Here is a 24,359-nt window from a genome sequence, read left to right as displayed (position 1 = left end):
GCGGCCTGCCGGCCGCCCTGGTGGATGGCCTTAGGCCGACATTTCCGGCGCGCCCTGGAAATGAGGCAGCTCGGTTTCGCTGGCGGCGCGCTCCAGATCACGCATAACCTGCTGGGTGATATGGACATCTGGACGGTAGAGCTGGCAGATCCAGACAACCGCGCCTGCTTGGACGCGGTACCGCAGGCGGACGGGAATGCGAGCTGCGTCGCCCATGAAGAAGGGCGGAACCGACAGGATGAACATGCCCGGCACGTTCAGCTTATTGCCGCCTGCGTCGCGATGTTCTTCGTCCCAGGTGATTTCGCCTTCGCCTGTCTGAAGCACGACGTTGTTCTTCACGCGGCTTTCGGTGTGCACTTGGAGGCCGCGCGAGAGCGCAACAAGTTCGTTCGGATAGGCGACCTTAAAGCCGAACTTGGTGCGGAAGTCTTCTTCTTCCATGGTATCCGGTGCCGACAGCTCCGCGATATGGTCCTCGATGAATTCGGCGAACTCGACCTGTTGAAGCTTCTCGCCGTTGATCGCGTTCCATGCCTTCCACTCTTCCGAGAGCGGGAATTCATAGTGGATGCGATGCTTGCCGTTATCGGCCGAGCCCCCGTTGGCGTTTTCGTGATAGTCGATGATGGCGGTCAGCGACGGCTTCTGCCAATCAGTGGACGCGAAGATAGCTGTGTCGCTGGTCTTATGGCGGTTGACCAGTTCGATGAAGCTCTCAAGCGTCGTGACCTTGGCCGTGCCAGATTTGCGAGCCGGCGCGAAACGATAGGCTTCGAACAGGTTGAGGATGCCTACCGCCTGGCCGCTATCACGATTGATGAGGACCGGGATGGCATCAGGCAATCCATGGATTGGTGTGCCGAGTTTGGCGACGGATAGGTCGGTACCTGCAGCATCCGCAAGCGCCTTGATTGCCTTGATAGAGTCACCTTGCGGCAAAGCGTTTGTGCTGCCGGTAGTCTGGTTGGAAGAGCTCATGAAACGTCCTTTCAGGTTACGGAGAGGTGTCAGCCACGGCGCTCGGATGCGTCGCGCGGGCCGGAGAACATGTCGTGCTGCTGGGGATGCTCCGTGGAGAGCTTGCCGCTATCCGTGATCCAGTAGGCTGTCGAGCGGCGGGTCCGCTTCGGCGTCTTGGTGGCGATATCGGCATTGATGGTGACCATGCCGTTGGCGACCGAGAAATCGAGCTTCAGCGTCAGGCTGCCCTTGTGCGCCACCTTCGGATTGTCATCCGAGAGGGTGCCAAGCTCGGCCAGCGTCTCGTCGAGCTTTTGCGTCAGGTCGACATTCAGCTCGCCGCCTTCCAGCATGCCGATCAGCGCCTGCGAATTGGGAATAATTTTCATGGAAATGTCCTTTCAGAGGAAACCGACTGGATAGGAGGGTGGAAGGCCGATGGCCCGGAACTGCGCGCCGAGCTCGGCCTCGACACGGGCTGCGTCTTCATCGCGGCCGGGTGTATGCGCCTGGCGGTAGTAGGCGACTTTGTGACGCGCGAGGGCTTCCTGTAGCCGCGCCTTTTCGGGGCGCGGAAACAGGCAGGCGAACATCTTGTCGGCGATCTCGGTGATGTAGATTCGCCGCTGCTTCTGCAGCTCGATCGCCGCCAGCCTGTGTGGTCCGATCAGGTGCAGGCTGCCATCGCCGAGCGTTTGGAGAAGGGTTTCCTTGCCGTTCATGGCGGTCACCGCCATTCCGGGGCGAATGGGATATCGTCATCCAGATCGCGGGCGAAGCTGCCAGATGAGCCGGTCGTGCTGCGGCCGGAGGCGCGGTCTCCATCGAGGCCGTAATCGTCGGCGCCATTGCCGCCGGGGCGGTATCCGGAGCCTTCGGCCTTATCGAGCATGGTCAGCGTGGCGTTGAAGCCCTGCAGGATGACTTCGGTCGAATAGCGATCCTGGCCGTTGCTATCCTGCCATTTGCGCGTCTGCAGCTGGCCTTCGAGGTAAACCTTGGCGCCCTTGCGCAGATAGTCCTCGGCGATCTTGGCGAGGCCTTCGTTGAATATCACCACGCGGTGCCATTCGGTCTTTTCCCGACGCTCGCCCGAGTTCCGGTCGCGCCAAGTCTCCGACGTCGCGACATTGATCGTGGCGATCGGTCGACCGTCCTGTGTGCGGCGAACTTCCGGATCGGCGCCGAGATTGCCGATGAGGATGACTTTGTTGACGGAGCCGGCCATCAGGCAATACCCCTGTCTTTAGCGTCCTCGCGATCGAGGCGCTCAATCTCAGCAACTATTAGGGCAGCAGCCTTTACGAGGTCGCGCCGACGGCCTGTCGGCTTCCACCATTGGGTGCTCCAGGGCCAAAAATATTTCACTCGGAAAGGAGTGCCGGATACGCCATTCGTATCCATGACCGACCGCTCCGCGTCATCCAGAGTCGCGCCGATGGCATAAGCGCAAGCTGCCTTGGTGAGGCTGTAATCCCAATGATCATCGTCCTGCTCGGGCGTCCAGCCTTCTTCCTCGATCTGACGTCGTCTCTCTGCAGTGACATCGCCGATAGCCTTGGACTGTTCCGTCCTGGCGCTCGTTTCGATCCCGACGGAGCAAGAGGCGAGGAAAGCGCTGGCGATCAGCAGCATTGCGCCCGGCGTGGTGAGCGCGCGCTCATTGCCCTCGACGATTGCCGTTGCTAGCAACTGAGCGTCGGCGAAGTTCTGCGGGCCGGCGATAATGTCGCCTGTTTGGTTCATGAGCGCGATCGCGTCTTTCTCGAAAATGTAGCGCTGGGTCAGGCCGACCTTGCTGACTCCTTCGTCATAGGCGCCGCCACCGACAGTCAGGCCGATCGCGCGGCCGTTGACGAAGGTTTGCAGGATATGCATGTCAATTCCCGGCATGGTTATTTCTCCAGCTCGCGTTTGGTCGCGTGAACGGCAGATGCCTGATAGAACCGATCTTCGCCGATCAGCCGCTTGACGCAGGCGATGAAGGCCTCTTCCGCCTTCATCGCGCCCCAGGGCCGGATGGCGCCCTTTGTTTTCGGCGCGGGATAGCGGGACAGGGGAAACTCACTTTCGGCCCTGGAGCCGAGCAGGCAGCGCGCCTCGGCGCCGCACATACGGTCATCCATGCTCTTGACGAGCTTGCGGATTTTCGGCGTCCAGGCTGACGGTGCGGGCAGCCCGGCGGCGGCATAGATCGCCTCGTCCCAGCGCTCGCCAATGCCTTCGAAGATGTCTGTGAATTCGCCGGCCATCTTGGCTGACGCTTCCGTCATCGTCGCTTCGATCAGTTTCTGCGTCGGGCGGATCACGTCGCCGATCACAGCTTCGCGCCCATCATGCAAAAGGAAGATGCCGGCGACGAATTCATCCGCGCCCTCGTTGAGCAGCGCTTCCGCACCCATGACTGAATGCTGGGCAACGGAATAACCGCCGGCAGTCGGCACGCCATTGAAGCGATTGATCCGCGACAAGCGCCCGGCCATGACGGCAAAACAGATTTCTGCCGGGTCGGGCGCGCTCATGTCGAAGCGCGAGCCATCATCGCGGAATGCCCAGATCGTCTTGCTGCAGAGGCGCATAATTGCATTCATCGGCCGACCTCGTGCTGCCCGGCATTCTGCATGCTGGAGGCCGTATGCCAGTTGCCACTGATCATCATGACGAAAAGAACCATCCCGAGCGCCCAGCACACGGCGCAGGTCACTGTGGTGACCGTCAGCATCAGGCAGCGGCGGTCACGCTTCGGCTTGTGGCGTGGGCCGGGATCGTCGACGATGAAAGGGGTGAAGTGATTGCGGTCCATTACAGGCACCTCACGGCAATCTCGAAGCCAAGCCAGTAGAAGATGATGCTGACGAGGGTCAGCTCGATCAGCCGCATGCGCCAGATCTGAGCCTCGCGAAGAAAGGCGATTTGCGCCTCGACGCACGAGCGCCTTGCCGGACAGGCGGATGGCGGCATGTCCGAAAGCTCGCTCTGAAGCCGTTGGCGGCGATCGTTGATGGCGCTGGAACTGAGGGCCAAAGTAAGGGCGTTGCGCTGCATGGTTCGCCCTCAAACGTGCTTCACGAAGCGGCGGCGGGCGGCGGCGCGAGCCTGTGGCGCCAGGCGGCGGACCACGTCGGGGGAGAAGTCGCGGGCGAGCAGCGCCTCCTCGGTCACCGGCTCGCCGGCGCCGCCGATCTCGCAGATTGCTTCGGCCATGCGGTCGATCACGGATGGAATGCAGCGCGGGCGAACCGCAATTGCGGCAGACCCGGCTTCGGGCGACTTCACAAAGCGGATCATGGGCGCGGGCCTCCTCTTGCGCCGCCATGAAAAGCGGCGATGATGCAATGATGGGTTGAACGAAGGGGATTGGGATGAAGAGAGTTTTGATCGCCGTGGCGCTCACTGCCGCTTTGGCGCAGGAGAGCCTTGCCGGAAGCCGCGAAAACGCGATGCATCACATCGCTCAGGTGACCGCCGCGGCTTCGCTTTGTCACAGCATCGAGCCGCAGCCAGTGCTGATGGCGCTTGTGGCCAATGCCAATGGCATCGATATGGACCGTGACCAGCCGGAAATGCTGCAGGATGCCTTGAAGCTGAAGGCCAAGATGGCTGATCTGCCGGAGCAGGCCGTCTGCGAGAGTGCGCTCGCCCTTTACGGGCCGGGCGGCAGAAACGTCAGTGGGCTGGTGAAGAAGAAATAACATCCGCTCTCTCCGGTCCTGCCTATCCAACAAGGCTCAGCGGCATGCGGCGCTGATTTGAGGCGGACTGTGATGCGGACAATAATGCGGATAAATGACCGCTGTCAACTGGATAAGCGGTCAAATGTCCGCATTGCGGATAAATCGCATGAAAAGACTACAGGAAATTTGGGTGTTGCCGCGAATCAGTAAGCCCGGAATGCTGAGTGCATCCGGGCTCCATCAATCGTGTTCGGGTTATTGTTTGCGTTATGCGCCGTAGATCTCGTTGTTGGTCAGGACCTTGTGAACGGCGATAATGGTCGTCCGCAAGATCTCGATCTCGGCGCTGGGATTGTGCTTGCGGATGACGAACTTTTCGCCTGTCATGCGAGCGTAGATGCCGATCGTCGCCTCCATGCTATCATCCGTGCCGTTCCGGCATTGGACGATGACGGCATCTCCTGAGCGCGGCGGCTTGTCCGGATGAACGAAGATCAGGTCGCCTGGCCAATATTGAGGCTCCATTGAGGTGCCTTCGATGTAGAGCGAGTAGACTTTGCGCGCGTTCATAAGGCTTGCCGGTCGGCGGACATAGTCGACAGGGTCATTTGAAAGCTGGAACGCGCCGCGTATATGCGAGCCGGCCGCGGTCCCTAGGACCGGAACGTCCTTCGCGAGAAGGCCGAAGGCGGGGGCTTCAGCATCTGCTCTTCTCAGTTCCGGCGGCTGCACGATTTTGCTAGGCGCCAAGGGTGCGCCAAGGATCTCCTCAATGGAAACGCCGAGGCCGGTCGATATCTTCGCAAGTGTATTGCCACGCGGCGCGGCGTCTGGGCGTTCGAATAGCTTACGAAAATAGCTCCGCTCCAGGCCGCACTTTGCCGCGGCAGCTTCGGGCGTAAGGCCTTGTGCCGCAATGATATCCTTTAATCTTTCGACCACGGTTTTCTCCATGTGCGGATTATCGTCCGCATCGAAATTTATTGAAAGCGGTTATTTGTCCTTGACAGATGCGGCTATTTGACCGCATTTATTGCCGCATGATGCTCCGGGAACAAATCATCGTTGTTGCTGATCGATACGCCGAAGCGGCCGGTATTGGCCGCAAAAGGGTCTCGACCATCGTGCTTAATCGGGGCTCGAAACTTGATGACATCGCCCGAGGCGGCGATTTGGCTACCGGCACTTTCGAGCGGGCGATGATGTGGTTCTCGACGAACTGGCCTCAGGACCTTGATTGGCCTGATGGCATTGATCGCCCTGTCGCGATCAAGGAGGCAGCCGAATGATGCTGTCCTTCCGCATTTATCCTCTCCAGCGCCGCCATTCCTCCCTGGCTGGCTGCGCAGCGCACCGGAGCCGCGTGTATGGCTCGACGCCGGTTTCCGGCTCCGGTGCTCTCTTTTCGTTTTGCATGCCATGCGGGCCTCCTTGAGTTCCGTCCGCGTCGTCTGACGCCTTGAAATCATCACTAGCCTTTGCCTGCGCGCGGATCAGCGAAATTCGCGCGGGAAAATTTCGTTGACTTTTGGAGCCGCGACCATGCGCGCATCGAATGAACATCAGAGAACGCGATTGAAGACGGGGACGGGTACGCTCGTCCGCTCCGTCGGCATGGCGGAAGACCTGCTGCAGGTGACGCGGCGGATCAGCGAGGGTCAGCTCACCCGCTACAAGGGCATCGACTATCCGGACTTCATGCCGATCGATGTCGTTCTCGATGCCGAGCTGGCGGCGGGCGATCCGATCGTGACGCGCGTCCTCGCATCCATCCAGGGCTATCGGCTGGTCGCGGCGGAAGGTGCCGTCGATGCACCGATCAAGTCCCGCGACGTCTTCGCGCTGGTCGAAAGCTTCATGGCGATTGCCAAGGTGATGTTCGAGGCGACGGCAGACGATCACCTCGACGAGGGCGAGAAGCGGGAAATCGAAGCCAGGCTGACCGAGCACAACATGGATGTGCAGGACATGCTCGCTCGCGTCCGTCAGGGAGGGAGCAAGTGATCACGCAATCACTCTATCTCCACGTAGTCACGCGGATCGATGCGCCATTCGGGCGCGTCATCGTCCGCCGCGGGACGGCGACAGACCTGGTCGCGCAGATCGACATCGAGCGTGGGCATGATGGTCGTCGCGGTCAAAACCGGTTCACGACGAAGAATGTCATCGGCAGCGATGACAGGGGGGCGCAATGACGGACAAGATCATTGCTCGCCTCCACGAGGAAATTGAAGTTCTTCAGGAACAGGTTCGGCAGCTGCGATCGATCCTCGTTGATGAAGCAACGGTCGTACCGTTGGAATATAAGCTGACACGCGCTGAAATTATACTCTACCGCCATCTTTCCAGCCGGCGTTTGGCGACATACGACAGCATCGCGGCCGTGCTCTACGGCATTGACGATGACGTGGCATCAAGTAATACCGTTAGTGTTTTCATCCATAAAATACGCAAGAAGCTGCGACCGCACGGTATTGAGATCGTCAACCATTGGGGCCGTGGTTACAGCATCAAGGGCCGCTACACCGAGAATAATGACGGGGTGGTGGCGTGATGGATTATGCCAGCTTCCTCGCAAGCAAGATCCAGATGGCGCCGGTCGGCGGTTTCGAGGTTTCGGATGACGAAATCAATCCCATCCTGTTGCCGCATCAGCGCGCCATGGTCAAATGGGCCTGTCTTGGCGGCCGCCGCGCGATCTTCGCCGCCTTCGGCCTCGGCAAGACCATCATTCAGATCGAGTTGATCCGCATCATTCTCGCCCGATTTGGCGGCCGCGGCCTGATCGTCATCCCGCTCGGCGTGCGGCAGGAATTCCGGCGCGATTGCGAGACGCTTGCGACCGGCAAGCATCCGAAGGTGACGCCGGCGCAGCGCAAGGCCTTGCGCGCCTGGCAGAAGGGGCATCCGGAGCGCATACCGTCGATCACCTTCATTCGTTCGATAGCGGAGGCAGGGGAGACCGGCCTCTACATGACGAATTACGAGACGGTCCGCGACGGCAAGCTCGATCCGAAGCATTTCACCGCCGCCAGCCTCGACGAGGCCTCGTGCCTGCGCGGCTTCGGCGGCTCGAAGACTTTTCGCGAATTCATGCGGCTCTTCGACGGTCTCCCGTTCAAGTTCGTCAACACCGCGACGCCGAGCCCGAACGAATTCATCGAGCTGCTGGCCTATAGCGCATTCCTCGAGGTGATGGATGTCGGTCAGGCGAAGACGCGCTTCTTCAAGCGCAATTCGGAAAAGGCCGACACGCTGACGATCCACCCGCACAAGCAGCGGGAATTCTGGCTCTGGGTCGCGTCCTGGGGCCTGTTTGTCGAGAAGCCGTCCGATCTCGGCTTCTCCGACGAAGGCTACGACCTGCCTGACATGATCATCAACTGGCACGAGCTGCCAGCCGATCATTCTGCGGCGGGACACGAGAAGAACGGGCAGGGCAGGCTGCTGCGTAATGCCGCCGCCTCGCTTTCCGAGGCCGCACGCGAGAAGCGCGACAGCATGCCGGCGCGTATCGCCAAGATGATGGAGTTGCGGGCCGAAGATCCCGATGCGCACCGGTTGATCTGGCATGATCTCGAAGCCGAGCGTCATGCGATAGAGACGGCCATTCCCGGCATTGCGACCGTCTACGGCAACCAGGACCTTGAGCGCCGCGAGCAGGCGATCATCGACTTTTCCGAAGGCCGCATTGCAGAACTTGCAGGCAAGGCATCGATCATGGGCAGCGGCTGCAATTTCCAGCGCCACTGCTGGTGGGCGATCTTCCTCGGGATCGGCTTCAAGTTCAACGACTTCATCCAGGCTGTCCACCGCATCCAGCGATTCCTGCAGACGCACAAGGTTCGTCTCGATCTCATCTACACCGAGGCCGAGCGGCCGGCGCGCGACAGCCTGGAAGCGAAATGGCGCCGTCACAACGAACAGAGGGCGATCATGACCGCGATCATCAAGGAATACGGCCTGTCGACCGCCGCCATGGCGCAAACGCTGCAACGCGCCATGGGCGTCGAGAGGATTGAGGTGACGGGCGACGGGTACAAGCTCGTCAACAATGATTGCGTCCTCGAAACGAAGACCATGGCCGCCAACAGCGTCGACCTGATCGTCACCTCGATCCCGTTTTCGACGCAGTACGAATATTCGCCGAACTATGCCGATTTCGGCCATACGGACGACAACGAGCACTTCTGGCAGCAGATGGACTATCTGATCCCGGAGCTGCTGCGCGTCCTGTCACCAGGCCGCATCGCGGCGATCCATGTCAAGGATCGCATCGTGCCCGGCGGCATGACGGGTCTCGGCTTCCAGACCGTCTATCCCTTTTCCGACGATTGCGTCGCGCATTTCAAGAAGGCCGGCTTCGCCTTCCTGTCGCGCAAGACGATCACGACCGATGTCGTTCGCGAAAACAACCAGACCTACCGGCTCGGGTGGTCCGAGCAATGTAAGGACGGGTCACGCATGGGCAACGGCCTGCCGGAATATCTGCTGATCTTCCGCAAGCCGCCCTCCGATTCATCGAACGGCTATGCCGACCATCCGGTCAAGAAGCTGAAGAAGGAATGGGCGGGTACTGGGCACAATGCCGGCTGGGAAAATCCGGATGCCTATAGCCGCGCCCGCTGGCAGCTCGATGCCCATGGCTACGAGCCTTCGTCTGGCGATCGGCAGCTGCGGCCGCAGGAACTGCTCGGCCTTGAAGCTAACCAGATCTTCAAGCTTTGGAAGAAATACAGCCTCGAAGCGGTCTACGACTTCGAGCACCATGTGAAGGTGGCGGAGGCGCTGGAAGAGCGCGGCATGCTGCCCTCGACCTTCATGCTACTGCCGCCGCATTCCAAGCATGACGATGTCTGGTCCGACATCACGCGCATGCTCTCCATGAACACGCTGCAGGCGGCGGCCGGTCGGGAACTGCATCTCTGCCCGCTGCAGTTTGACATCGTCGACCGCGCCATCGCGCAGTACAGCGAGCAGGGCGAGATCGTCTTTGATCCGTTCGGCGGCCTGATGACCGTTCCCTATCGCGCCTTGCGGCATGGCCGGCAAGGCGTCGGTGTGGAGCTGAACCCGACATATTTCTTCGACGGCTGCAAATATGTCGAGGCGGAAGCGCAAGCGCGCGCCATGCCGAGCCTCTTCGACCTGATGGAGGCTGCGGAATGAGCGACGGCATCCGCCTTTATATCGTCACGGACGATCCTGCAAAGGCCGCTATTTCCGAGATCGGCTGCCTGCTGTCCGAAGTACCTTCCTTCATCTGTATCGTGACTACGCCGGCGATGATCCGGGCCATTCCCAATGGCTCGCGCTGCATTGGCCGCTGGTTCCGCTGGTCCGACAAGCGGCCGACGCCTGAGCAACTTGCCTGGCTCGACCGTCGCGAGGCCGGTGGCATCGAAGGTGTCAGCGCCGCCTTCTATTCCCGTATCGACGAGTGGAACGACAAGCGTCGCGCGGCCGAGGCCGAGATCGTTACTGAAGCACTCGCCGAACGCGGCGAGTTTCAGCTGGCCACCGACATGCCGCCATCTTCCGCCGTCGTCATTCCCATCCATCGTCCATCGCAATCGAGGTACACCTGATGCAGCTCGTCGCTTTTCAGACTATCGACATTGAGCCGAAGAATTTTGCGGCCATGGCTCCGCATCTGCAGACCGAACTGGTGCTGCTGGCGATGGAGCGCGGCAGCAGCGTCATGCTGCTGGCTGCAAAGCTGGGCATGCATCATTTCGATGTCCTGCAGATATCCAGAGGCAGGCATCTGCACAATCTGCCGAGCCTCGGCGCGTCGCCTTTCGACGATGTCCAGCCCAGCAGTCGTGAGCCTGAAAAGCGCAGAGATCGCATCGATATCGATGGTCTGGAGGTCTCGCGCTCACAGGTATCGGTGCTGCGATGGATCGCTGGCGGCAAGAATGGCCAGGTTTGCGCCTTGCGCGCTAACATGGCTGAGGCCGTCAAGCTGCCGATCAAATCGCTCGATTCTGCCTTGTCAAAGCTGCTCGATGAGGGGCTGGTCGCCCGGTTGCGCGTTGCCAGCAAGAACAAGCCGGCGAAGTGGTCCGTCACCAAGGCAGGCCTCGCTCTGCTCGCCACGATCGAGCATGGAGAGGCGGCATGAAATCCGAGCGCCCCAAGATCCTGCTGATCATCGCGCCAAGCCTCTTCGAGTGCTATCACGCCGCGCGCGCACATGGCCTTGAGCCGGGCCGGATGCAGAATTTCCGCAACATCACGAAGGCCACCGACCTTCGCGGCATTCGCACCGGTACGGCTTTCATTACGGCCAACCGGAGCAACTGGCCGGCAACGCAGGCTGGCTTTGATCTCGATCGCACGCTGGAGACGCTTCAGCGGACCGGTATCGTTCGCATTGCCCAGCCGGACGATCTGGACGCCTGCCGCGTGCCAGACACGCCGCTTGCTGATCGGCCGAGGATCGGAGGGCAGGCGCATGTACGCTAAATCCCTCCTCGATGGCCTGTCCGATACAGCGCTCACGCCGATGTCGCCATCCCGGCCGATCATCATCGACAGCTTCGCCGGCGGCGGTGGAGCGTCGACCGGGATTGAAAAGGCGCTGGGCCGTTCGCCGGACTATGCCATCAATCACGACGCGGCGGCGCTCGCCCTGCATGCCGCCAACCATCCGGGCACGATTCATCTTTCGGAAAACGTCTATCGCATCGATCCGCTAGACTATTTGCGCGGCAAGCATATCGGGCTCGCCTGGTTCAGCCCGGATTGCAAGCATTTCTCCAAGGCTAAGGGCGGTAAGCCGGTTTCGCGCAACATCCGCGATCTCTGCTGGATCATTCCCGGATGGATCGAGCGCATCCAGAAGAGCGGCGGTAAGGTCGACGTCGTCATCATGGAGAATGTCGAGGAATTCAAGGATTACGGCCCACTGATCAAGACGGACAAGGGCGAGATGCCAGATCCGGAGCGCAAGGGCGAGACCTTCCAGAAATGGTGCAAGAAGCTGCGCCAGCTCGGCGCCAAGATCGAGATGCGCGAGCTTCGCGGCCGCGATTACGGTGCGCCAACGATCCGCAAACGCCTCTTCATCATCATGCGCTTCGACGGCCTGAAGATCGTATGGCCGAAGCCGACGCATGGCGCTCCGGATGATGCCGATGTCGTCGCCGGACGGCTGCAGCCGTGGCCGATCGTCGCCGACTGCATCGACTGGAGCATTCCTTGCCCATCGATTTTCGATACGGCCGAAGAGATCTGGCAGAAATACGGCCTGCGCGCCGTGCGGCCATTGGCTGTCAATTCAAATGCGCGGGTTGCCAGGGGACTGGATCGTTTCGTCATTCGCGCTAAACGGCCGTTCCTGGTCAACCTCACGCATGGAGGGCGGCTCGAGAGTATTGACGAGCCAGCGCGCGTCATCACAGCTGCGCATCGCGGTGAGAAGGCGCTGGTAGTCCCGACCGTGGTAGGTTGCGGCGGCAGGGCCGGACAAAGCCGTCCGCGTGGCGGGGCTGAACAGTTGGCAACCGTTACGGCGAAGGCGGATGCATGTGTTGCTATGGCGTTCATGGCGCAAGCGAACAATGACAAGAGCATGCCAAGTGGCGTCAATCCCGGTCGGCCGATGAACGAGGCTGCCTCGACGATCACGCAGAGCGGCAGTCACCAGCAGCTCGTATCCGCTTATATTGCGCGCCAGTTCGGCACCTCGACCGGGCATCCCGTTGATCAGCCTTCCGGCACGATCATGGCAGACGGCCAGGGTAAGAGCCAGCTGGTGATGCCTTATCTGCAGTCTTATTACGGGACCGGCGAGGGCTCTCGCGAGGATGAGGCGATGCGCACGGCAACTGTCAAGCCGCGCCACGCCCATATCGAGGCGATCGTCGGTATGCCGCCCTTCACTGAAGCGCAGGCTGCGCGGGCTCGGCAGGTCGCTGAATTCATGCGGTCGCACGGGCTATGGGACGAGCGCGAGTTCGTCACTGTTGAGATCGACGGTTACGTCTTCGTCATCGTCGATATCGGCATGCGCATGCTGACGCCGCGCGAGCTATACAACGCCCAGGGCTTCCCGGCCGATTACAAGATCGACGGCTACTTCGACGAATCTCGCATCGGCCACAATGGCGGCCCGGCCTGGGTGCCGTTCTCGAAATCTGTCCAGGTATCCTGCGTCGGCAACAGCGTCTGCCCGCCGGTCGCGGAAGCGCTGGTCGCTGCCAATTGCGGTCACCTGGTAGAAGAGAGGTTGGCGGCATGACGATGCATCAACCGACCTTATTTGGAGGGGATAATCGCCTCGTCTATGACGAGGCGATCGAGATGACGATGCAGTCGATGCAGGCCTATGGACCAGCGCACGATCATTGGGTTTTTGCCTTCTCCGGCGGCAAGGACAGCACCGCGACACTCACAGTGATCATCCATCTCATCGATGTGGGACGGCTTTCGGCTCCGAAAAGCATCACGGTTCTCTATGCGGACACGCGCATGGAGCTGCCACCGCTAGCGATCGCCGCTGCCAATCTTCTCGATCGGCTTCGTGCTCGCGGCATTCACTGTGAGACGGTCTGCGCGCCGATGGATCAGCGCTTTCTGGTCTATATGCTCGGGCGCGGCGTTCCCCCACCGAACAACAATACCTTCCGTTGGTGTACGCGACAGATCAAAGTCGATCCGATGACTGCGGCGCTGGAAAGACGCATCAGCGAGCTGGATGGCTCGATCCTGATGATCACTGGCGTTCGCCAAGGTGAGAGCGCGATCCGCGACGGACGAATCGCCATGTCATGCGGCAAGGACGGCGCAGAGTGCGGTCAGGGCTGGTATCAGCAGGTTATTCCCGAAGTCAAAGGCATCAGAGGCAAGATCGCGACGCTCGCTCCCATCCTGCACTGGCGGGTCTGCAATGTCTTCGATTGGCTTAAGATTTACGCCAGAATGGCAGAGTATGGCGCATGGGATACTGCAGCCGTCGTCGACGCCTACGGCGGAGACGAGGCGCAGGAGATCAATGCGAGAACCGGCTGCAACGGCTGCCCGCTCGCTGCCAGAGATCTCGGTCTTGAAACCGTGCTGCGCGTTCCATTCTGGTCGCATATCGCTCCTCTGCTCGGCCTGAAGCCGCTTTATCGCGAACTCCGCCTGCCTAAAAACCGGCTGAAGAAAACCGGTATCGACACCAATGGTGATGTTGCGACAGCCAAGAACAAGCAACGGATGGGGCCACTTACTTTCGAAGCTCGCCTTATGGCGCTTGATCGAATTCTTTCAATCCAATCCGAAATAAACCTACAGGCCGCGCGCCTCGATCGCCCGAAGGTTGACCTGATCAACCCGCAGGAGGAAGCAAGGATACGAGAGCTGATCGATCTGCAAACGTGGCCTAATGGCTGGGATGGTGACGAGCCAACGGCAGACACGCCTCTCGATACGGTCTTTCCCGATGGTTCCATACAACCATTGCTGCGGTTTTGAGGCTGTCATGCGCGATCCCGCTATCACAGAATTCATTAAAAAGGCGAACGAGGTCTCGGTGACCGAGGCCGCCAGACTGCTCGGCATCAGGGTGCTGAGTGGCGATCGTGGCCAGCCTTGCCCGGTCTGTGGCGGCAAGGATCGTTTCTCGATCAATGCCGAAAAGCAGGCCTGGTATTGCCGGGGTAGCGAGATCGGCGGCCGTACAGGCATCAGCCTTGTCGGCTACGTCAGCGATCTCGACTTGCACAAGCTGCCCGATCTGCTCGAGGCATGTTCGATCGCGCTAGACGGGGCTCCAAAACCTGAACTTGGCAGGCAGGAGACTGAAGAGGAAAAGGCAGAGCGTATCGCCCGTATAGCCAGGCTCGCAGATCGACGGCAGCGGCGGGAAAAGGAAAAGCAGGAACAGAACGATGCTCACCGCGATCGCGAGGTGCGAAAAGCGCGCGGCATCTATCTCAATGCCTTGCAGCTGCCGCATGAAATGGATCGCGTCCTGCGCGACTATCTGCGGCTGCGCTCTGGCTTCGAGATGGCTCCTGGAGTCTTCGACAGCATCCGCTTCGCGCCGAATTGCACCTATTGGCATCGGATGGACGAGCGCGGCAATCCGATTTCCCATCATGTCGGGCCGGCCATGATCGCTCCGATCGTCGACCTGCAGGGGCATGTCGTCGGCTGCCATCAGACATGGATCGATCTGTCGCGTCATCCTAAGTATCGGCCCGATCTCGGTCTTGACGAGAAGGGCGATCCTCTTCCGACCAAAAAGATGCGGGGACTGAAGAAGGGATATCTCATCCCGGTGTGCGGGGATATGTCGGCCACGCGATGGTTGGGCGGCGAGGGGATAGAGAATGTAGCGGCCGTCGCCGGCTTCGAGCGCTTCCGTGACGACACCTTCTATTTCGCGGCCGGAGACCTCGGAAACCTGGCAGGTCCGGCTGATCGAAGCGCCGGACGGAGCGAGGCTGTCATTGACGCATCCGGCAAGAAAATCCGCGTTCATCCGTTTCCTCGGCCGAACCAGTCGCCAACGGACGGCATTCAGATCGCCGACCATTGCACGGCGCTGATCCTCTTGGCCGACGGCGACAGCGAATTCTATTTCACCGCAGCCGCGATGGCGCGCGCAAAGGCGCGACAGGCCCGCGATGGACGCGACATCACCATCTGGTGGCCGCCGCAAGGGACGGACTGGGCCAAACTTCTTTCAGAAAAGGCATAGGGCGAGCATGCAGGATAATCTATCGACGGCAATGCCAGACGGGCTGCGCGAAATCGTGCAGGAGGCCTTGGCGCAGCGCGGTATCGGCGATGACCCCGAAACCCCATCCGTCTCAGACGATTCGGATGAAACTATCGATCAAGGCGGCGAGCCTCCCGCGGATGAAGAGCTGAAGGCGACTCTAGAGTATTGCTCGGGGCTCGATCATTCCGACACTGACAATGGCAAGCGGTTGCTGAAGCATTTCGGGCAGGATCTGCTCGTTGTCAGCCAGGAGAAGGCGAAGCAAGCGCTCTACGGCGTCTGGACCGGCACCCATTGGGACATTTCCAACGGCGGCCCGAAGGCGCTCGCCATCGCCCAGCAGCTCGGAGACCGGATCGCGCTGGAGAGGCTTTACATCAAGCCGACGCGATCCGAGCAGGAGAAGATCGATGCCGGAAAGGCCGCGGCGGATGCAGATGCTGCCGGCGAGGATATCGACGTTGCCATGCGCCGACTGATTGCCGCCCGCGAAAAAGCGCTGGACGCCTTCGGAAAGCGGGTCAAGAGACGCATGGATCATGCTGTTTCTTCGAAGAATATCGCCCGCATGAATGCCGCACTCGCCTGCGCTGCGCCGCATATCATCAAATCTCCCGACGAGCTGAACGCCGACCGGATGCGCTTCGCCGTCCAGAACGCCACCTTGCGTTTCGAGCGCAAGATGAACCGGCAGGCCAATCCGAAATATATCAGCAAAGAAGAGACGCCTAACGTACCCGAGATGGTCGATGTTTGCGTCTCGGCCGACGTGAAGGTCATCAAGGGGCATCGCCGCGAGGACCTGATTACGCATGTCGCGCCGGTTCGCTACGAGCCGAAGGCCACATGCGAGCGATGGATGCGGTTCCTCGAGACGATGCTCCCCGATCCTGAGGTCAGGAGGCTAGTGCAGGTATCGTCCGGGCTGGGGCTCGTTGGCATTACGGTGCAATATCTGTTCTTCCATTATGGGGATGGCGCCAACGGCAAATCAGTCTACATGGAAACCCTCTGCAGATTGCTGGGCGAGGTTGCCGTGACCTTGCCGGCGACGAGCCTGATCGGGGAAAGCGGCTCATCGGGGGGCGCGTCGCCGGATCTGGCAAGACTGCTCGGCCGCCGCCTTCTGCGCGTCAAGGAGCTGCCGGAGGGAGAGGACCTGAAAGAGAACCTGGTGAAGGAATTGACCGGCGGCGAGACGATCACAGCCCGCGACCTCTTCATGGGCTACATGGACTTCGACCCGATCTTCGTCGTCATCATGAGCGGCAATGGCTATCCGAAAATCAGCGGCAACGACGACGGAATATGGCGACGAATGGCCGTCGTGCATTGGCCTGTCAAGGTGCCGGAGCGGGAGCGGCGGGAGTTCGAGGAAATGCTCGCCTATTTCAGGCCGGAGTATCCCGGTATTTTGAACTGGCTGATCGAGGGTGTCAGAATCTACCTCAAGGAGGGGCTGGTCATCCCCGACGCGGTGCGAAGCGCGACGCAGGAATATCGCGACGACATGGACAGGACATCTGCCTTTGTGGCGCGCTGTGTCGTGAGAGATGAGCAAGCTGATCCGCTGCAGGCGAAATTCCTCTATTCGGCCTACTGCCGCTTCACGGAGGACGAGGGCGGCAAGCCCATCAATGTGACCGCCTTCGGCCGGGCCATGTCGAAGAAGTTCAAGAAGGATACGTCGCAGCGCCTGCACTACTATCTTGGCATTCGCCTGCGCGATGTGCCGGAAGCCCATGCCAGCGAGATGCCAGAGCCGCCACCGGGCCGCTTCCGCGATGACGAGCCATTGCCGGAGGTCTTCTGATGTTCCCCGAAACCCCATCCGACCCTTCGGATACCATCGCTACGCGCTCCAAAATTGCGATAGTTGCGATAGTTCAGGAGACGGTTTTGCGACAGTTTTCAGGGGGTGTGGGGTGAGCAAAATCAATGACTTGCGATAGTTGCGACAGTTTTCGCGCGTTATATCTATGAAAAACGGCGGGGTAAGGGGGATTAAAATTGTCCCTTATAGGTAGGAAAACTATCGCAACTATCGAACTCATTGAAATTCCTAATAAAAACTATCTCTGAAACTATCGCAAAACTATCGAAACTGTCTCCAAGGATACCAAGATGAAGAAAGTGACCATAGATACGCTTCTGACCTGGGCTTTTACTCAGGAGCTTTGCAAGGTCGGGGCGACTGGCACCGAAGGCGGCTCGATCGCCGGTGGATGGCAGGCTTTCGCCGGCATGGCGGAACTGGGGACGCTGATCGACCGCACGCCGAACTATTACGGGGTCATCCCTGATTTCGTGACCAATGGCGGCAATCCGCATCCGGATGCCGTCGAGGTAGGCGACGCGGTGCGCGAGCTGGCAGATCGCGGCGGCTTCGAGATCGACCTGTCGGTCAACCCGTTTCCGGAATGGACGGACGAACGCGGACTGATCGCGGCGGAAGTCGCGCGCGTCGTGGATGAATTGCAGATCAAGCGCGATGTCCAGCAGGGTGCGCATGTTGTGAACCTGGTCATCACGTCCGCGATCCTCGGTCGTGGGCCGGAATGGTCTGCAGTGCGGCCGGCGGAGCGGATGGTCGAGCGGGCCGGCAAGCCGGCATGGTTCATTCTTCGGACGGCCAAGGATGCTTTCGGCAGGGCCTATGAATACGAGACCGATGGTCGTGACAAGCGCAGCCGCCGGCCGTTGCGGGGCGCATACCGGAAGTTCGAGCTTTCCGCGCCGCTGCGCGGTGCGATCATCTCCCGTTTCGAATGGTCGATATGGCAATCTGCCCTGTCAGAGCTGCACAATGCCCTTTCGGGGAGGCTGGCGGCACACGAACTGACAGAGTTTCGCGGTGATTTTCAGCCGTGGTTGCGCGAGTATCTGCGGCAAAATTCCGCGCAAACCTCTGAAATCGTTGGATAAGACTATTTGAGAAGTGGCCTTGCAATGCGCCACGGTGTTGACATAGAGTAAGCACACTGAAAAAGGTTAGACGAACCCGCTAGGCGCAAGCCCGGCGGGTTTTGCGTTTCAGCCCTACCCACCAAGCGGATGGAGGCGGCCATGAAACTCTGCCGCTGTAATGGCGGCGCGCAGCATTCGGTCTGGTCGCAGCCGAATGCGTATGATCAATGCGACCAGCAGCAATAAAGTTGCGTGAAACATCGATGTTTCACGACCCGTCACCCCCCCCGACCCCCTCCGGTCAAGGGACCGTACCCCGTTTCCGCCCGCCTGCGGGCCCGGAGGACCCCGCGGGGGTGGGCGTTTGAATAGGTTTTTCATTGGGTTAACGGGGTTAACGGGTTAACGGCCTAGTTAATGGGCCGGTTAACGCCGTCAACATTTCACAGAGGGCCTAGAGGACACGCCGGAGAGCCCGGCCGCTGCCGTGGTGACAGCGAAATAGGTCTTGGGCCCGCCTACCGAGAGCAGTTCACCGGTGAAGCCACGAAGCCGGGGAGAAGGGATGCAGGTTAGGCCGACTGCATGCCGATGCTGACCAAGGACCAAACAAGCCCGCTGTAAGCACCTCGGGCGAACAGAGGTGGCGGTGGCCGCAAACCACCACAACAGTTTTACCGAAAGCGATCCATGGCTGACGATTATCTTGTCATGTGGTCGATCGGGAAGATCGCTGAGCGCGACGGAGTTTCGAAGGCGGCAGTCTCTAAGGCCGCCAAGAAGCTTTTGGAAGAACGGACAGACACGCCCGTCGAGCGAGGCTCGCAAGGGCAGGTCATGAAGATCTCGCTCGCGCACTACGACGAGTATCGCCAGAGGTTCGTCAATCCAGCCAAGGCGACGGCGCCAATCCGCTCTGTAACGAGCGCCGGCGCTCCGAGCGCACCGATCAACCCCAGCGAAAGCTTCGATGAAGCGCGTCGCCAAGCCGAATGGCTGAAGGTTGGACGCGAGCGTATCCGCCATCAGGAAGAGCTTGGCCAGCTTGTCCGCAAGGACATGCTTGAGGCAGCTCACCGGACGGTTGGTTTGGAAATCCAGCGCATCGTTGGTCGGCTCCAGAATGCGGCGGACGAAATCGCCCTTGCCGTCTCGAAGGAGGGCGTACATGGCGCTCGTACGGCGCTTCGAAAGGTGGCCTTTGATCTCGGCAATCAGATTGCCGATGCGTTGGCTACCATCGCTGACAGCGCGCCGGAACATGACGAACAGATTGAGGCTGACGAGCAATGAACGCCCATCCCGGCGCGTTGCGCATCGCCTCACGAGCGCTGTCGGTATCCATCAGGCCGACGCCGCCGGTACCATTTTCGCAGTGGCTGCGAAAGAACGTCGTCCTGGTCGATGGCACGGGCAAGGGCGAGTTCTGGTCTCCGGATGGCGCGCCATATCTGGTCGAGATTGCCGATTGCCTTAGCCAGGAGCATCCTTGCAACCTGGTGACGGTGCGCAAGTCGCAGCAGACCGGTGTGTCGATCCTGGCATTGTCATGGATGCTCTATATCGCGGAGATGTGCCCGGACAACGCTCTCTATGCTGTGCCGGGCAAAGACCTCTTGGAGGATCTAAACTCAGGCAAGCTGCAGCCGCTGATCGACAAGTGGCAGGAGACGACCGGAAAAGCCGTGATCGCACCGCTTGGGGCCGGTTCCTCGATCTATACGAAGAAGATCGGCGCCGACACGTTTATCTATCTAGGCAACACCAACACCAAGAAGGATCTATCGGGCAAGACGACGCGCTTCGGGGTCAAGGACGAGGTCTCGAAATGGGAGATGTTCTCGGACGGGACCGATCCCGAGACGCTGTTTTTTGGGCGCTTCACAGCCTTTCGCCGCCAGAAGACGTACAAGATCCTCGAGCTTTCGACGCCGGAGCTTGATAGCGGCGATCCGCTTGGCGATGGTCCCGGCCATTGCCGTATCGATCGCTCGTTCCGTCGCTCGGATCAGCGCTTCTGGCATATTGCGTGCCCGGAATGCGGGACGATGCAGATCCAATTGCATGCCAATCTGCTGATCGATCGAGCGCATCCGCACAAAACCGTCATGCGATGCATCCAGTGCTCGCACCATATCTCGGAGATGGAGCGTGTCGTCGCTGTTCGCGGCGGCCGATACATCCAGACGCTGCCTGGCCATGATCGTCATCCTGGCTTTCATGTCGACGCCTTCGTCTCTCTGATGATGTCCTATGAGGCTATCGCGGAGGACTTTCTTGGCTCCGAGGGCAAGGGAGAGAGTGGGGCGAAGGATTATCACAATCTGACGCTGGGCTTGCCCTATGCGATGAAGGGCAATGCGCCGGATCACAAGCGGCTGATGGAACGACGGGAAGATTACCCGCAATACGTCATTCCCGCCGGCGGACTGATCTTCGTCGCCGGCGCCGACGTGCAGGGCTACGGCATCTATTGCGAAGGCATCGCCTACGGTCAGGATCGCCAAAGCTGGACAGTGTTCGCCGAATTCTTTGAGGGCGCGACCGACAATCCTCAGGCTGGCGCCTGGAAACTCTTCGAGGCTTTCGTCAGTCAGGAATTCGCCGACAGCTTCGGCGTCCTGCATCGGATCGAGGCTCTTGCCATCGACAGCGGTTATCGCACCAACCAGGTGCTAGAATGGTGCCGCCGGCATCCGAATGCCTATGCGATCAAGGGTATGCCTGGTCGCGGCATTCCGGCGATCAGCGCGCCGGTCCGCAAATCGGTCACGAAGCGCGGCAAGAAGAAGCGCTATGGCTCGGCGATGAGCTGGGCCGTCGGCACGTGGTCGCTGAAGGCGGAGTTCTACGGCAACTTGCACAAGGTCGGCCTGAAGGCCGGAGAGCCGAACGATCCGCCTGGCTATTGCCATTTCGGCGAATGGCTTGGCGAGGAGTTCTTCCAGCAACTCACGTCGGAATACTTCGATGTCAAGCTGGTCAAGGGGAAGCTCAACGAGGAATGGAAGAAGCGCCGCGAGCATAACCACTTCCTTGATTGCCGCATCTACGCAATGGCGATGGCTGAACATCTCGGTATCTCCAAGATGTCGCCGGCTGATTGGGCGAAGCTTCGAGCCATGAAAGAGCCTGAGACGCCGCTCGATCTTCTCGCCGCACCGAGCGTCGTTGCGGCAGCCGCGCAAAAGCCAGTCCAACAGGCGCCAGCAGAACCGGCGCAACCAAAACCGGAAAAGCAGAACCGATGGAAAAAACGCAGCTGAGCAAGCCGCGCAGTCGCGCCGCGGCCAGCGGCAAGGCGATTGCGCCTGCCTCTGCACCATCCGGCGTGAAGCCAAAGGCCTATCTGCGAGACACGCGCTCCGGCGTTATTTCGTCGAAGCCGGCCTATCTGCGGGAGCATCGCGACGAAATCCGCCGCGTCTGGGACCGTGTCGCGGCACTTTCGATGGACATGCTGCAAAACAGCGGTCGCCTGAAAGGTGCATGTGACCAAATCATCGCCGATACGGTCGGTACCGAACTGACCTTGAACCCGGCGCCGGATCTCGAAGCGCTCGGTTATAACGATGCCGAGCGCCGCGACTGGATTTCTCTGGTCAAGAAGCGCTGGAAACAGTGGGCGTGGAACCCGGCCGAATGCGATCACCGCGGCAAGCTTACCGTTCCGCAGATGGCCGACATCGGCATCCGCTGGTTCATTGCCTATGGCGAGAGCACCGGGCGCCTGACCTATATGGATCAGTCCGATCGCCGTCGATACGGCATTGGCACCGGCACGAAGATGATGATGGTGCCGCCGACATGGCTGGTTCGGGATACGCAGGAGGTTGTCGGCCTATATCAGGGCATTTTTCATGATGCCAACGGCCGATCCACGCATTACCGCTTTCGGTACCGTCAGGACGGCCTTTTAGTCACGCAGGATTTTGCCGCGCGAGACGCCGAAGGACGATGCATGGTGCTTCACGCCTTCGATCCGCAGGATGCCACCGATGTGCGCGGCATTTCGCCGATCGCTCCGGCCTTCCGGCGGCATCTGCAGGCAGAAATGCTAGACGATGCCACGCTGCAGATGGCGATCCTCCAGACGGTCTATGCCATCACGTTGACCAGCGATGCGCCGAGCAGTGATGCTTTCGAAGCCCTGGAGGCGTTGAAGGAAGCGGGAGGCCTTGGCGCTGACGCGATCGCGAGCGATTTCGTCGACTACTTCAAGGCGCAGCTCGATCGCGCCGCGGAATCGAAGATCAATGTCAGCACCGATCCGACGGTTTCGCATCTCGCGCCTGGTGAAAAGCTCGGTATCGAAACGGCCAAGATCCCCGGCGGAGAATATCTGCCGTTTGCGGACAGCCTTGCCCGCGATATGGCAAGGGCACTCGGCATCACTTTCGGTGGCCTTACGATGAACTATACCAGCGCAACCTATTCGTCGGTGCGCATGGAAAATTCATCGATCTGGTCTGTTGTCCAGCGTCGCCGAGATCGCATCGCTTCGCCGCACTATCAGATGCCATATGAAGCATGGCTCGATGAGCAGATCGGTACCGGCGAGATCCCGTTCAAGGGCGGATATGACGCATTCTTTGCCAACCGTGACAAAGTCTGCTGGGCAACGTGGCAAGGTCCGGCGAAGCCTACGGCTGACGACGGCAAGGCCGCGAAGGCGTCGAGCGAGCGGATCAGAAACGGAACGACGACCCTGGCTCACGAGTGCGCCGAACTCGGCCTAGATCCGGATGAGGTCTTCGAACAGCGCGTGCTTGAGCATAAGCGTTATGAGGAGGCCGGCCTGCCATCGCCATTCCGCATTGGCGCTCCGAGTGATCCCGCGGCAAGCGATCAAACCGACAACCCGAAGGCTCCGGCGCAATGACGACAATCAAGATCGGTGGCGTGGACGTCGACATCGACGACCCGTGCGCAGTTTACCAGGCGCTCTACGCCGTCAAGCTAAAGCGCCTGGCCAACGAGCAGGTCTCTGAAGTCGAGATCAAGTCGCCTGTTGGCCAGCGCCGCATGCAGATTGCGAGCACGAGCATGGATGACCTTAACGTCGCGCTGAACCGGCTGGCCGATGCCTGCCAGAAAAAGACCAATGGCAAGCGCACTCGCTTCGCCAAGTCGATCCGCTGGCACCACTGAGGAAACCGACGATGAGCTTCGCTTTCGCGCAGATCTCGCAGAGGATCTTCGATACGCCGCTTCTCTATGACGAACGCAAGGCGGAGACCTTCGTGCGTGCTCTCGGGCCGCGCATCACCGGTTCGGAGATCGTTATCGCCAATGGCAACGGCGGCGTCGACCATACTGCGTTCGCTAACGGCCGGCCATCCGCCGGCAAGGTCGGCGACAGGCTCGGCCGTGCTTACCAGCGTGCCAACCTGCAGCCGTTCGACGTCGTCGACAACGTCGCCATCATTCCGATCGAAGGCAGCTTGATCCACAAGGGTGCATGGGTAGGGGCTTCTTCAGGCGAGACGTCCTATCAGGGCTTGCAGGTGCAGATCGCCGCAGCTCGGCAGGCCTACGCGCAGAAGCGGATCAAGGGTGCTGTCTTCGAAGTCGATTCATTCGGCGGCGAGGTGAATGGCGCTTTTGAGACTGCTGCCGCCATGCAGGCCATGTCGCGTGAAATGCCGACGCTTGCGATCCTGACCGACTATGCCTATTCGGCTGGCTACCTTCTCGCCAGCCAGGCGCGGCAGGCCGTCATGCCGGAGTTCGGCGGCGCGGGCTCGATCGGCGTCATCATGATGCATGCCGATTATTCGCAGGCTCTTGAGGATGCCGGCATTCGCGTGACGATCATCCGCTCCGGCAAGAACAAGGCGGAAGGCAACCCATACGAGGCTCTGCCAGCCCGTGTCGCCGATAGATGGCAGGCCCAGATCGATACCATGCGGGACAAGTTCGCCGAGACGGTTTCGAAGGGTCGATCGCGCCGCATCACGAAGGCGAGGGCGCTCTCGACGGAAGCTGACGCCTTCGACGCCAAGGAATCTCTCGCGCTCGGCCTGGTGGACGCGATCGGCGATCCGGTCGACGCCTTCAATACCTTCGTCGCTGAAGTCAACCGGAGTTGATCC

The 24,359-nt window shown here is 60.3% G+C and carries 29 protein-coding genes; 19 read left to right on the top strand and 10 right to left on the bottom strand.

The features are described from left to right. Positions 1-30 precede the first annotated feature (30 nt). The 9 genes from AC13QY_RS25855 to AC13QY_RS25815 are packed head-to-tail and all read right to left on the bottom strand — an operon-like array spanning position 31 to position 4,251. On the bottom strand, positions 31-981 hold the full coding sequence (locus AC13QY_RS25855; RefSeq protein WP_488494200.1) for a DUF2303 family protein: 951 nt from the start codon (positions 979-981) through the stop codon (positions 31-33). Positions 982-1,010: 29 nt separating this feature from the next. Further along, entirely contained in the window at positions 1,011-1,352 is a 342-nt protein-coding gene (locus AC13QY_RS25850) for a hypothetical protein (protein WP_488494199.1), read from the bottom strand. A gap of 12 nt (positions 1,353-1,364) precedes the next feature. Next, a complete protein-coding gene (locus AC13QY_RS25845; RefSeq protein WP_488494198.1) occupies positions 1,365-1,685 on the bottom strand; it encodes a hypothetical protein in 321 nt (106 codons plus the stop codon). 5 nt (positions 1,686-1,690) lie between these two features. Further along, the gene (locus AC13QY_RS25840; protein ID WP_488494197.1) at positions 1,691-2,191 is read right to left on the bottom strand and encodes a single-stranded DNA-binding protein; all 501 of its coding nucleotides are present in this window, start codon (positions 2,189-2,191) and stop codon (positions 1,691-1,693) included. Further along, positions 2,191-2,856, bottom strand: coding sequence for a hypothetical protein (locus tag AC13QY_RS25835; RefSeq protein WP_488494196.1), 666 nt, complete (start codon positions 2,854-2,856; stop codon positions 2,191-2,193). Before AC13QY_RS25835 ends, AC13QY_RS25840 begins: the two co-directional genes overlap by 1 nt. A 2-nt stretch (positions 2,857-2,858) precedes the next feature. Then, the gene (locus AC13QY_RS25830) at positions 2,859-3,554 is read right to left on the bottom strand and encodes a hypothetical protein (RefSeq protein WP_488494195.1); all 696 of its coding nucleotides are present in this window, start codon (positions 3,552-3,554) and stop codon (positions 2,859-2,861) included. Beyond that, positions 3,551-3,766, bottom strand: coding sequence for a hypothetical protein (locus AC13QY_RS25825; protein WP_488494194.1), 216 nt, complete (start codon positions 3,764-3,766; stop codon positions 3,551-3,553). Before AC13QY_RS25825 ends, AC13QY_RS25830 begins: the two co-directional genes overlap by 4 nt. Next, positions 3,766-4,008, bottom strand: a complete 243-nt coding sequence (locus AC13QY_RS25820) for a hypothetical protein (protein WP_488494193.1) — start codon at positions 4,006-4,008, stop codon at positions 3,766-3,768. The genes AC13QY_RS25825 and AC13QY_RS25820 overlap by 1 nt, the downstream gene beginning before the upstream one ends. Positions 4,009-4,017: 9 nt before the next feature. Next, positions 4,018-4,251, bottom strand: coding sequence for a hypothetical protein (locus AC13QY_RS25815; protein WP_488494192.1), 234 nt, complete (start codon positions 4,249-4,251; stop codon positions 4,018-4,020). 74 nt (positions 4,252-4,325) lie between these two features. On the opposite strand from AC13QY_RS25815, the gene AC13QY_RS25810 reads away from it, so the two are divergent. Further along, a complete protein-coding gene (locus tag AC13QY_RS25810) occupies positions 4,326-4,655 on the top strand; it encodes a hypothetical protein (RefSeq protein WP_488494191.1) in 330 nt (109 codons plus the stop codon). A 249-nt stretch (positions 4,656-4,904) separates the two neighbouring features. Here AC13QY_RS25810 and AC13QY_RS25805 read toward each other — a convergent pair whose 3' ends face one another. Beyond that, the gene (locus tag AC13QY_RS25805; protein WP_488494190.1) at positions 4,905-5,591 is read right to left on the bottom strand and encodes an XRE family transcriptional regulator; all 687 of its coding nucleotides are present in this window, start codon (positions 5,589-5,591) and stop codon (positions 4,905-4,907) included. A gap of 56 nt (positions 5,592-5,647) precedes the next feature. Here AC13QY_RS25805 and AC13QY_RS25800 point away from each other — a divergent pair, with 56 nt between their 5' ends. From AC13QY_RS25800 to AC13QY_RS25715, 18 genes are all read left to right on the top strand, one after another. After that, positions 5,648-5,926: a hypothetical protein gene (locus AC13QY_RS25800; RefSeq protein ID WP_488494189.1), complete on the top strand. Its 279-nt coding sequence runs from the start codon at positions 5,648-5,650 to the stop codon at positions 5,924-5,926. A 253-nt stretch (positions 5,927-6,179) separates the two neighbouring features. Beyond that, positions 6,180-6,641, top strand: a complete 462-nt coding sequence (locus AC13QY_RS25795) for a hypothetical protein (RefSeq protein WP_488494188.1) — start codon at positions 6,180-6,182, stop codon at positions 6,639-6,641. Beyond that, on the top strand, positions 6,638-6,832 hold the full coding sequence (locus tag AC13QY_RS25790; protein ID WP_488494187.1) for a hypothetical protein: 195 nt from the start codon (positions 6,638-6,640) through the stop codon (positions 6,830-6,832). Before AC13QY_RS25795 ends, AC13QY_RS25790 begins: the two co-directional genes overlap by 4 nt. Beyond that, a complete protein-coding gene (locus AC13QY_RS25785) occupies positions 6,829-7,191 on the top strand; it encodes a helix-turn-helix domain-containing protein (protein WP_488494186.1) in 363 nt (120 codons plus the stop codon). The genes AC13QY_RS25790 and AC13QY_RS25785 overlap by 4 nt, the downstream gene beginning before the upstream one ends. Then, positions 7,191-9,806: a DNA methyltransferase gene (locus AC13QY_RS25780; protein WP_488494185.1), complete on the top strand. Its 2,616-nt coding sequence runs from the start codon at positions 7,191-7,193 to the stop codon at positions 9,804-9,806. The genes AC13QY_RS25785 and AC13QY_RS25780 overlap by 1 nt, the downstream gene beginning before the upstream one ends. Beyond that, positions 9,803-10,225 (top strand): hypothetical protein, encoded by a 423-nt coding sequence (locus AC13QY_RS25775; RefSeq protein WP_488494184.1) that lies wholly within the window; start codon positions 9,803-9,805, stop codon positions 10,223-10,225. The genes AC13QY_RS25780 and AC13QY_RS25775 overlap by 4 nt, the downstream gene beginning before the upstream one ends. Further along, the gene (locus AC13QY_RS25770; RefSeq protein WP_488494183.1) at positions 10,225-10,764 is read left to right on the top strand and encodes a hypothetical protein; all 540 of its coding nucleotides are present in this window, start codon (positions 10,225-10,227) and stop codon (positions 10,762-10,764) included. Before AC13QY_RS25775 ends, AC13QY_RS25770 begins: the two co-directional genes overlap by 1 nt. After that, on the top strand, positions 10,761-11,108 hold the full coding sequence (locus AC13QY_RS25765) for a hypothetical protein (RefSeq protein ID WP_488494182.1): 348 nt from the start codon (positions 10,761-10,763) through the stop codon (positions 11,106-11,108). Before AC13QY_RS25770 ends, AC13QY_RS25765 begins: the two co-directional genes overlap by 4 nt. Then, entirely contained in the window at positions 11,098-12,885 is a 1,788-nt protein-coding gene (locus AC13QY_RS25760) for a DNA cytosine methyltransferase (protein ID WP_488494181.1), read from the top strand. Before AC13QY_RS25765 ends, AC13QY_RS25760 begins: the two co-directional genes overlap by 11 nt. Next, positions 12,882-14,102: a phosphoadenosine phosphosulfate reductase domain-containing protein gene (locus AC13QY_RS25755; protein WP_488494180.1), complete on the top strand. Its 1,221-nt coding sequence runs from the start codon at positions 12,882-12,884 to the stop codon at positions 14,100-14,102. Before AC13QY_RS25760 ends, AC13QY_RS25755 begins: the two co-directional genes overlap by 4 nt. 7 nt (positions 14,103-14,109) lie before the next feature. Beyond that, on the top strand, positions 14,110-15,333 hold the full coding sequence (locus AC13QY_RS25750) for a DUF7146 domain-containing protein (RefSeq protein ID WP_488494179.1): 1,224 nt from the start codon (positions 14,110-14,112) through the stop codon (positions 15,331-15,333). Between the two features lie 7 nt (positions 15,334-15,340). Further along, positions 15,341-17,170, top strand: a complete 1,830-nt coding sequence (locus AC13QY_RS25745) for a DNA primase family protein (protein WP_488494178.1) — start codon at positions 15,341-15,343, stop codon at positions 17,168-17,170. 311 nt (positions 17,171-17,481) lie between these two features. Beyond that, positions 17,482-18,282, top strand: a complete 801-nt coding sequence (locus AC13QY_RS25740) for a hypothetical protein (protein WP_488494177.1) — start codon at positions 17,482-17,484, stop codon at positions 18,280-18,282. A gap of 672 nt (positions 18,283-18,954) precedes the next feature. Next, positions 18,955-19,557, top strand: coding sequence for a hypothetical protein (locus AC13QY_RS25735; RefSeq protein WP_488494176.1), 603 nt, complete (start codon positions 18,955-18,957; stop codon positions 19,555-19,557). Then, positions 19,554-21,530 (top strand): terminase gpA endonuclease subunit, encoded by a 1,977-nt coding sequence (locus tag AC13QY_RS25730; RefSeq protein ID WP_488494175.1) that lies wholly within the window; start codon positions 19,554-19,556, stop codon positions 21,528-21,530. The genes AC13QY_RS25735 and AC13QY_RS25730 overlap by 4 nt, the downstream gene beginning before the upstream one ends. Beyond that, the gene (locus tag AC13QY_RS25725; protein WP_488494174.1) at positions 21,512-23,146 is read left to right on the top strand and encodes a phage portal protein; all 1,635 of its coding nucleotides are present in this window, start codon (positions 21,512-21,514) and stop codon (positions 23,144-23,146) included. The genes AC13QY_RS25730 and AC13QY_RS25725 overlap by 19 nt, the downstream gene beginning before the upstream one ends. Beyond that, the gene (locus tag AC13QY_RS25720; protein WP_488494173.1) at positions 23,143-23,415 is read left to right on the top strand and encodes a hypothetical protein; all 273 of its coding nucleotides are present in this window, start codon (positions 23,143-23,145) and stop codon (positions 23,413-23,415) included. Before AC13QY_RS25725 ends, AC13QY_RS25720 begins: the two co-directional genes overlap by 4 nt. An 11-nt stretch (positions 23,416-23,426) precedes the next feature. Next, complete coding sequence (locus tag AC13QY_RS25715; protein ID WP_488494172.1) at positions 23,427-24,356, top strand: S49 family peptidase; 930 nt, start codon at positions 23,427-23,429, stop codon at positions 24,354-24,356. Positions 24,357-24,359: the final 3 nt, after the last annotated feature.

The sequence above is a fragment of the Martinezella sp. CNPSo 3795 genome (assembly GCF_057784475.1).
This window is presented reverse-complemented; position numbering and strand designations above follow the sequence as displayed.

Excerpts from the sequence above, each read along its gene's own strand:
- AC13QY_RS25820 (WP_488494193.1), bottom strand. The coding sequence starts at position 4,008 with ATGCAGCGCAACGCCCTTACTTTGGCCCTCAGTTCCAGCGCCATCAAC.
- AC13QY_RS25740 (WP_488494177.1), top strand. The coding sequence starts at position 17,482 with ATGAAGAAAGTGACCATAGATACGCTTCTGACCTGGGCTTTTACTCAG.
- AC13QY_RS25785 (WP_488494186.1), top strand. The coding sequence starts at position 6,829 with ATGACGGACAAGATCATTGCTCGCCTCCACGAGGAAATTGAAGTTCTT.
- AC13QY_RS25845 (WP_488494198.1), bottom strand. The coding sequence starts at position 1,685 with ATGAACGGCAAGGAAACCCTTCTCCAAACGCTCGGCGATGGCAGCCTG.
- AC13QY_RS25750 (WP_488494179.1), top strand. The coding sequence starts at position 14,110 with ATGCGCGATCCCGCTATCACAGAATTCATTAAAAAGGCGAACGAGGTC.
- AC13QY_RS25745 (WP_488494178.1), top strand. The coding sequence starts at position 15,341 with ATGCAGGATAATCTATCGACGGCAATGCCAGACGGGCTGCGCGAAATC.
- AC13QY_RS25805 (WP_488494190.1), bottom strand. The coding sequence starts at position 5,591 with ATGGAGAAAACCGTGGTCGAAAGATTAAAGGATATCATTGCGGCACAA.
- AC13QY_RS25755 (WP_488494180.1), top strand. The coding sequence starts at position 12,882 with ATGACGATGCATCAACCGACCTTATTTGGAGGGGATAATCGCCTCGTC.
- AC13QY_RS25760 (WP_488494181.1), top strand. The coding sequence starts at position 11,098 with ATGTACGCTAAATCCCTCCTCGATGGCCTGTCCGATACAGCGCTCACG.
- AC13QY_RS25825 (WP_488494194.1), bottom strand. The coding sequence starts at position 3,766 with ATGGACCGCAATCACTTCACCCCTTTCATCGTCGACGATCCCGGCCCA.
- AC13QY_RS25830 (WP_488494195.1), bottom strand. The coding sequence starts at position 3,554 with ATGAATGCAATTATGCGCCTCTGCAGCAAGACGATCTGGGCATTCCGC.
- AC13QY_RS25810 (WP_488494191.1), top strand. The coding sequence starts at position 4,326 with ATGAAGAGAGTTTTGATCGCCGTGGCGCTCACTGCCGCTTTGGCGCAG.
- AC13QY_RS25780 (WP_488494185.1), top strand. The coding sequence starts at position 7,191 with ATGGATTATGCCAGCTTCCTCGCAAGCAAGATCCAGATGGCGCCGGTC.
- AC13QY_RS25835 (WP_488494196.1), bottom strand. The coding sequence starts at position 2,856 with ATGCCGGGAATTGACATGCATATCCTGCAAACCTTCGTCAACGGCCGC.
- AC13QY_RS25770 (WP_488494183.1), top strand. The coding sequence starts at position 10,225 with ATGCAGCTCGTCGCTTTTCAGACTATCGACATTGAGCCGAAGAATTTT.
- AC13QY_RS25715 (WP_488494172.1), top strand. The coding sequence starts at position 23,427 with ATGAGCTTCGCTTTCGCGCAGATCTCGCAGAGGATCTTCGATACGCCG.
- AC13QY_RS25725 (WP_488494174.1), top strand. The coding sequence starts at position 21,512 with ATGGAAAAAACGCAGCTGAGCAAGCCGCGCAGTCGCGCCGCGGCCAGC.
- AC13QY_RS25840 (WP_488494197.1), bottom strand. The coding sequence starts at position 2,191 with ATGGCCGGCTCCGTCAACAAAGTCATCCTCATCGGCAATCTCGGCGCC.
- AC13QY_RS25775 (WP_488494184.1), top strand. The coding sequence starts at position 9,803 with ATGAGCGACGGCATCCGCCTTTATATCGTCACGGACGATCCTGCAAAG.
- AC13QY_RS25850 (WP_488494199.1), bottom strand. The coding sequence starts at position 1,352 with ATGAAAATTATTCCCAATTCGCAGGCGCTGATCGGCATGCTGGAAGGC.
- AC13QY_RS25735 (WP_488494176.1), top strand. The coding sequence starts at position 18,955 with ATGGCTGACGATTATCTTGTCATGTGGTCGATCGGGAAGATCGCTGAG.
- AC13QY_RS25730 (WP_488494175.1), top strand. The coding sequence starts at position 19,554 with ATGAACGCCCATCCCGGCGCGTTGCGCATCGCCTCACGAGCGCTGTCG.
- AC13QY_RS25795 (WP_488494188.1), top strand. The coding sequence starts at position 6,180 with ATGCGCGCATCGAATGAACATCAGAGAACGCGATTGAAGACGGGGACG.
- AC13QY_RS25855 (WP_488494200.1), bottom strand. The coding sequence starts at position 981 with ATGAGCTCTTCCAACCAGACTACCGGCAGCACAAACGCTTTGCCGCAA.
- AC13QY_RS25720 (WP_488494173.1), top strand. The coding sequence starts at position 23,143 with ATGACGACAATCAAGATCGGTGGCGTGGACGTCGACATCGACGACCCG.
- AC13QY_RS25800 (WP_488494189.1), top strand. The coding sequence starts at position 5,648 with ATGCGGCTATTTGACCGCATTTATTGCCGCATGATGCTCCGGGAACAA.
- AC13QY_RS25765 (WP_488494182.1), top strand. The coding sequence starts at position 10,761 with ATGAAATCCGAGCGCCCCAAGATCCTGCTGATCATCGCGCCAAGCCTC.
- AC13QY_RS25815 (WP_488494192.1), bottom strand. The coding sequence starts at position 4,251 with ATGATCCGCTTTGTGAAGTCGCCCGAAGCCGGGTCTGCCGCAATTGCG.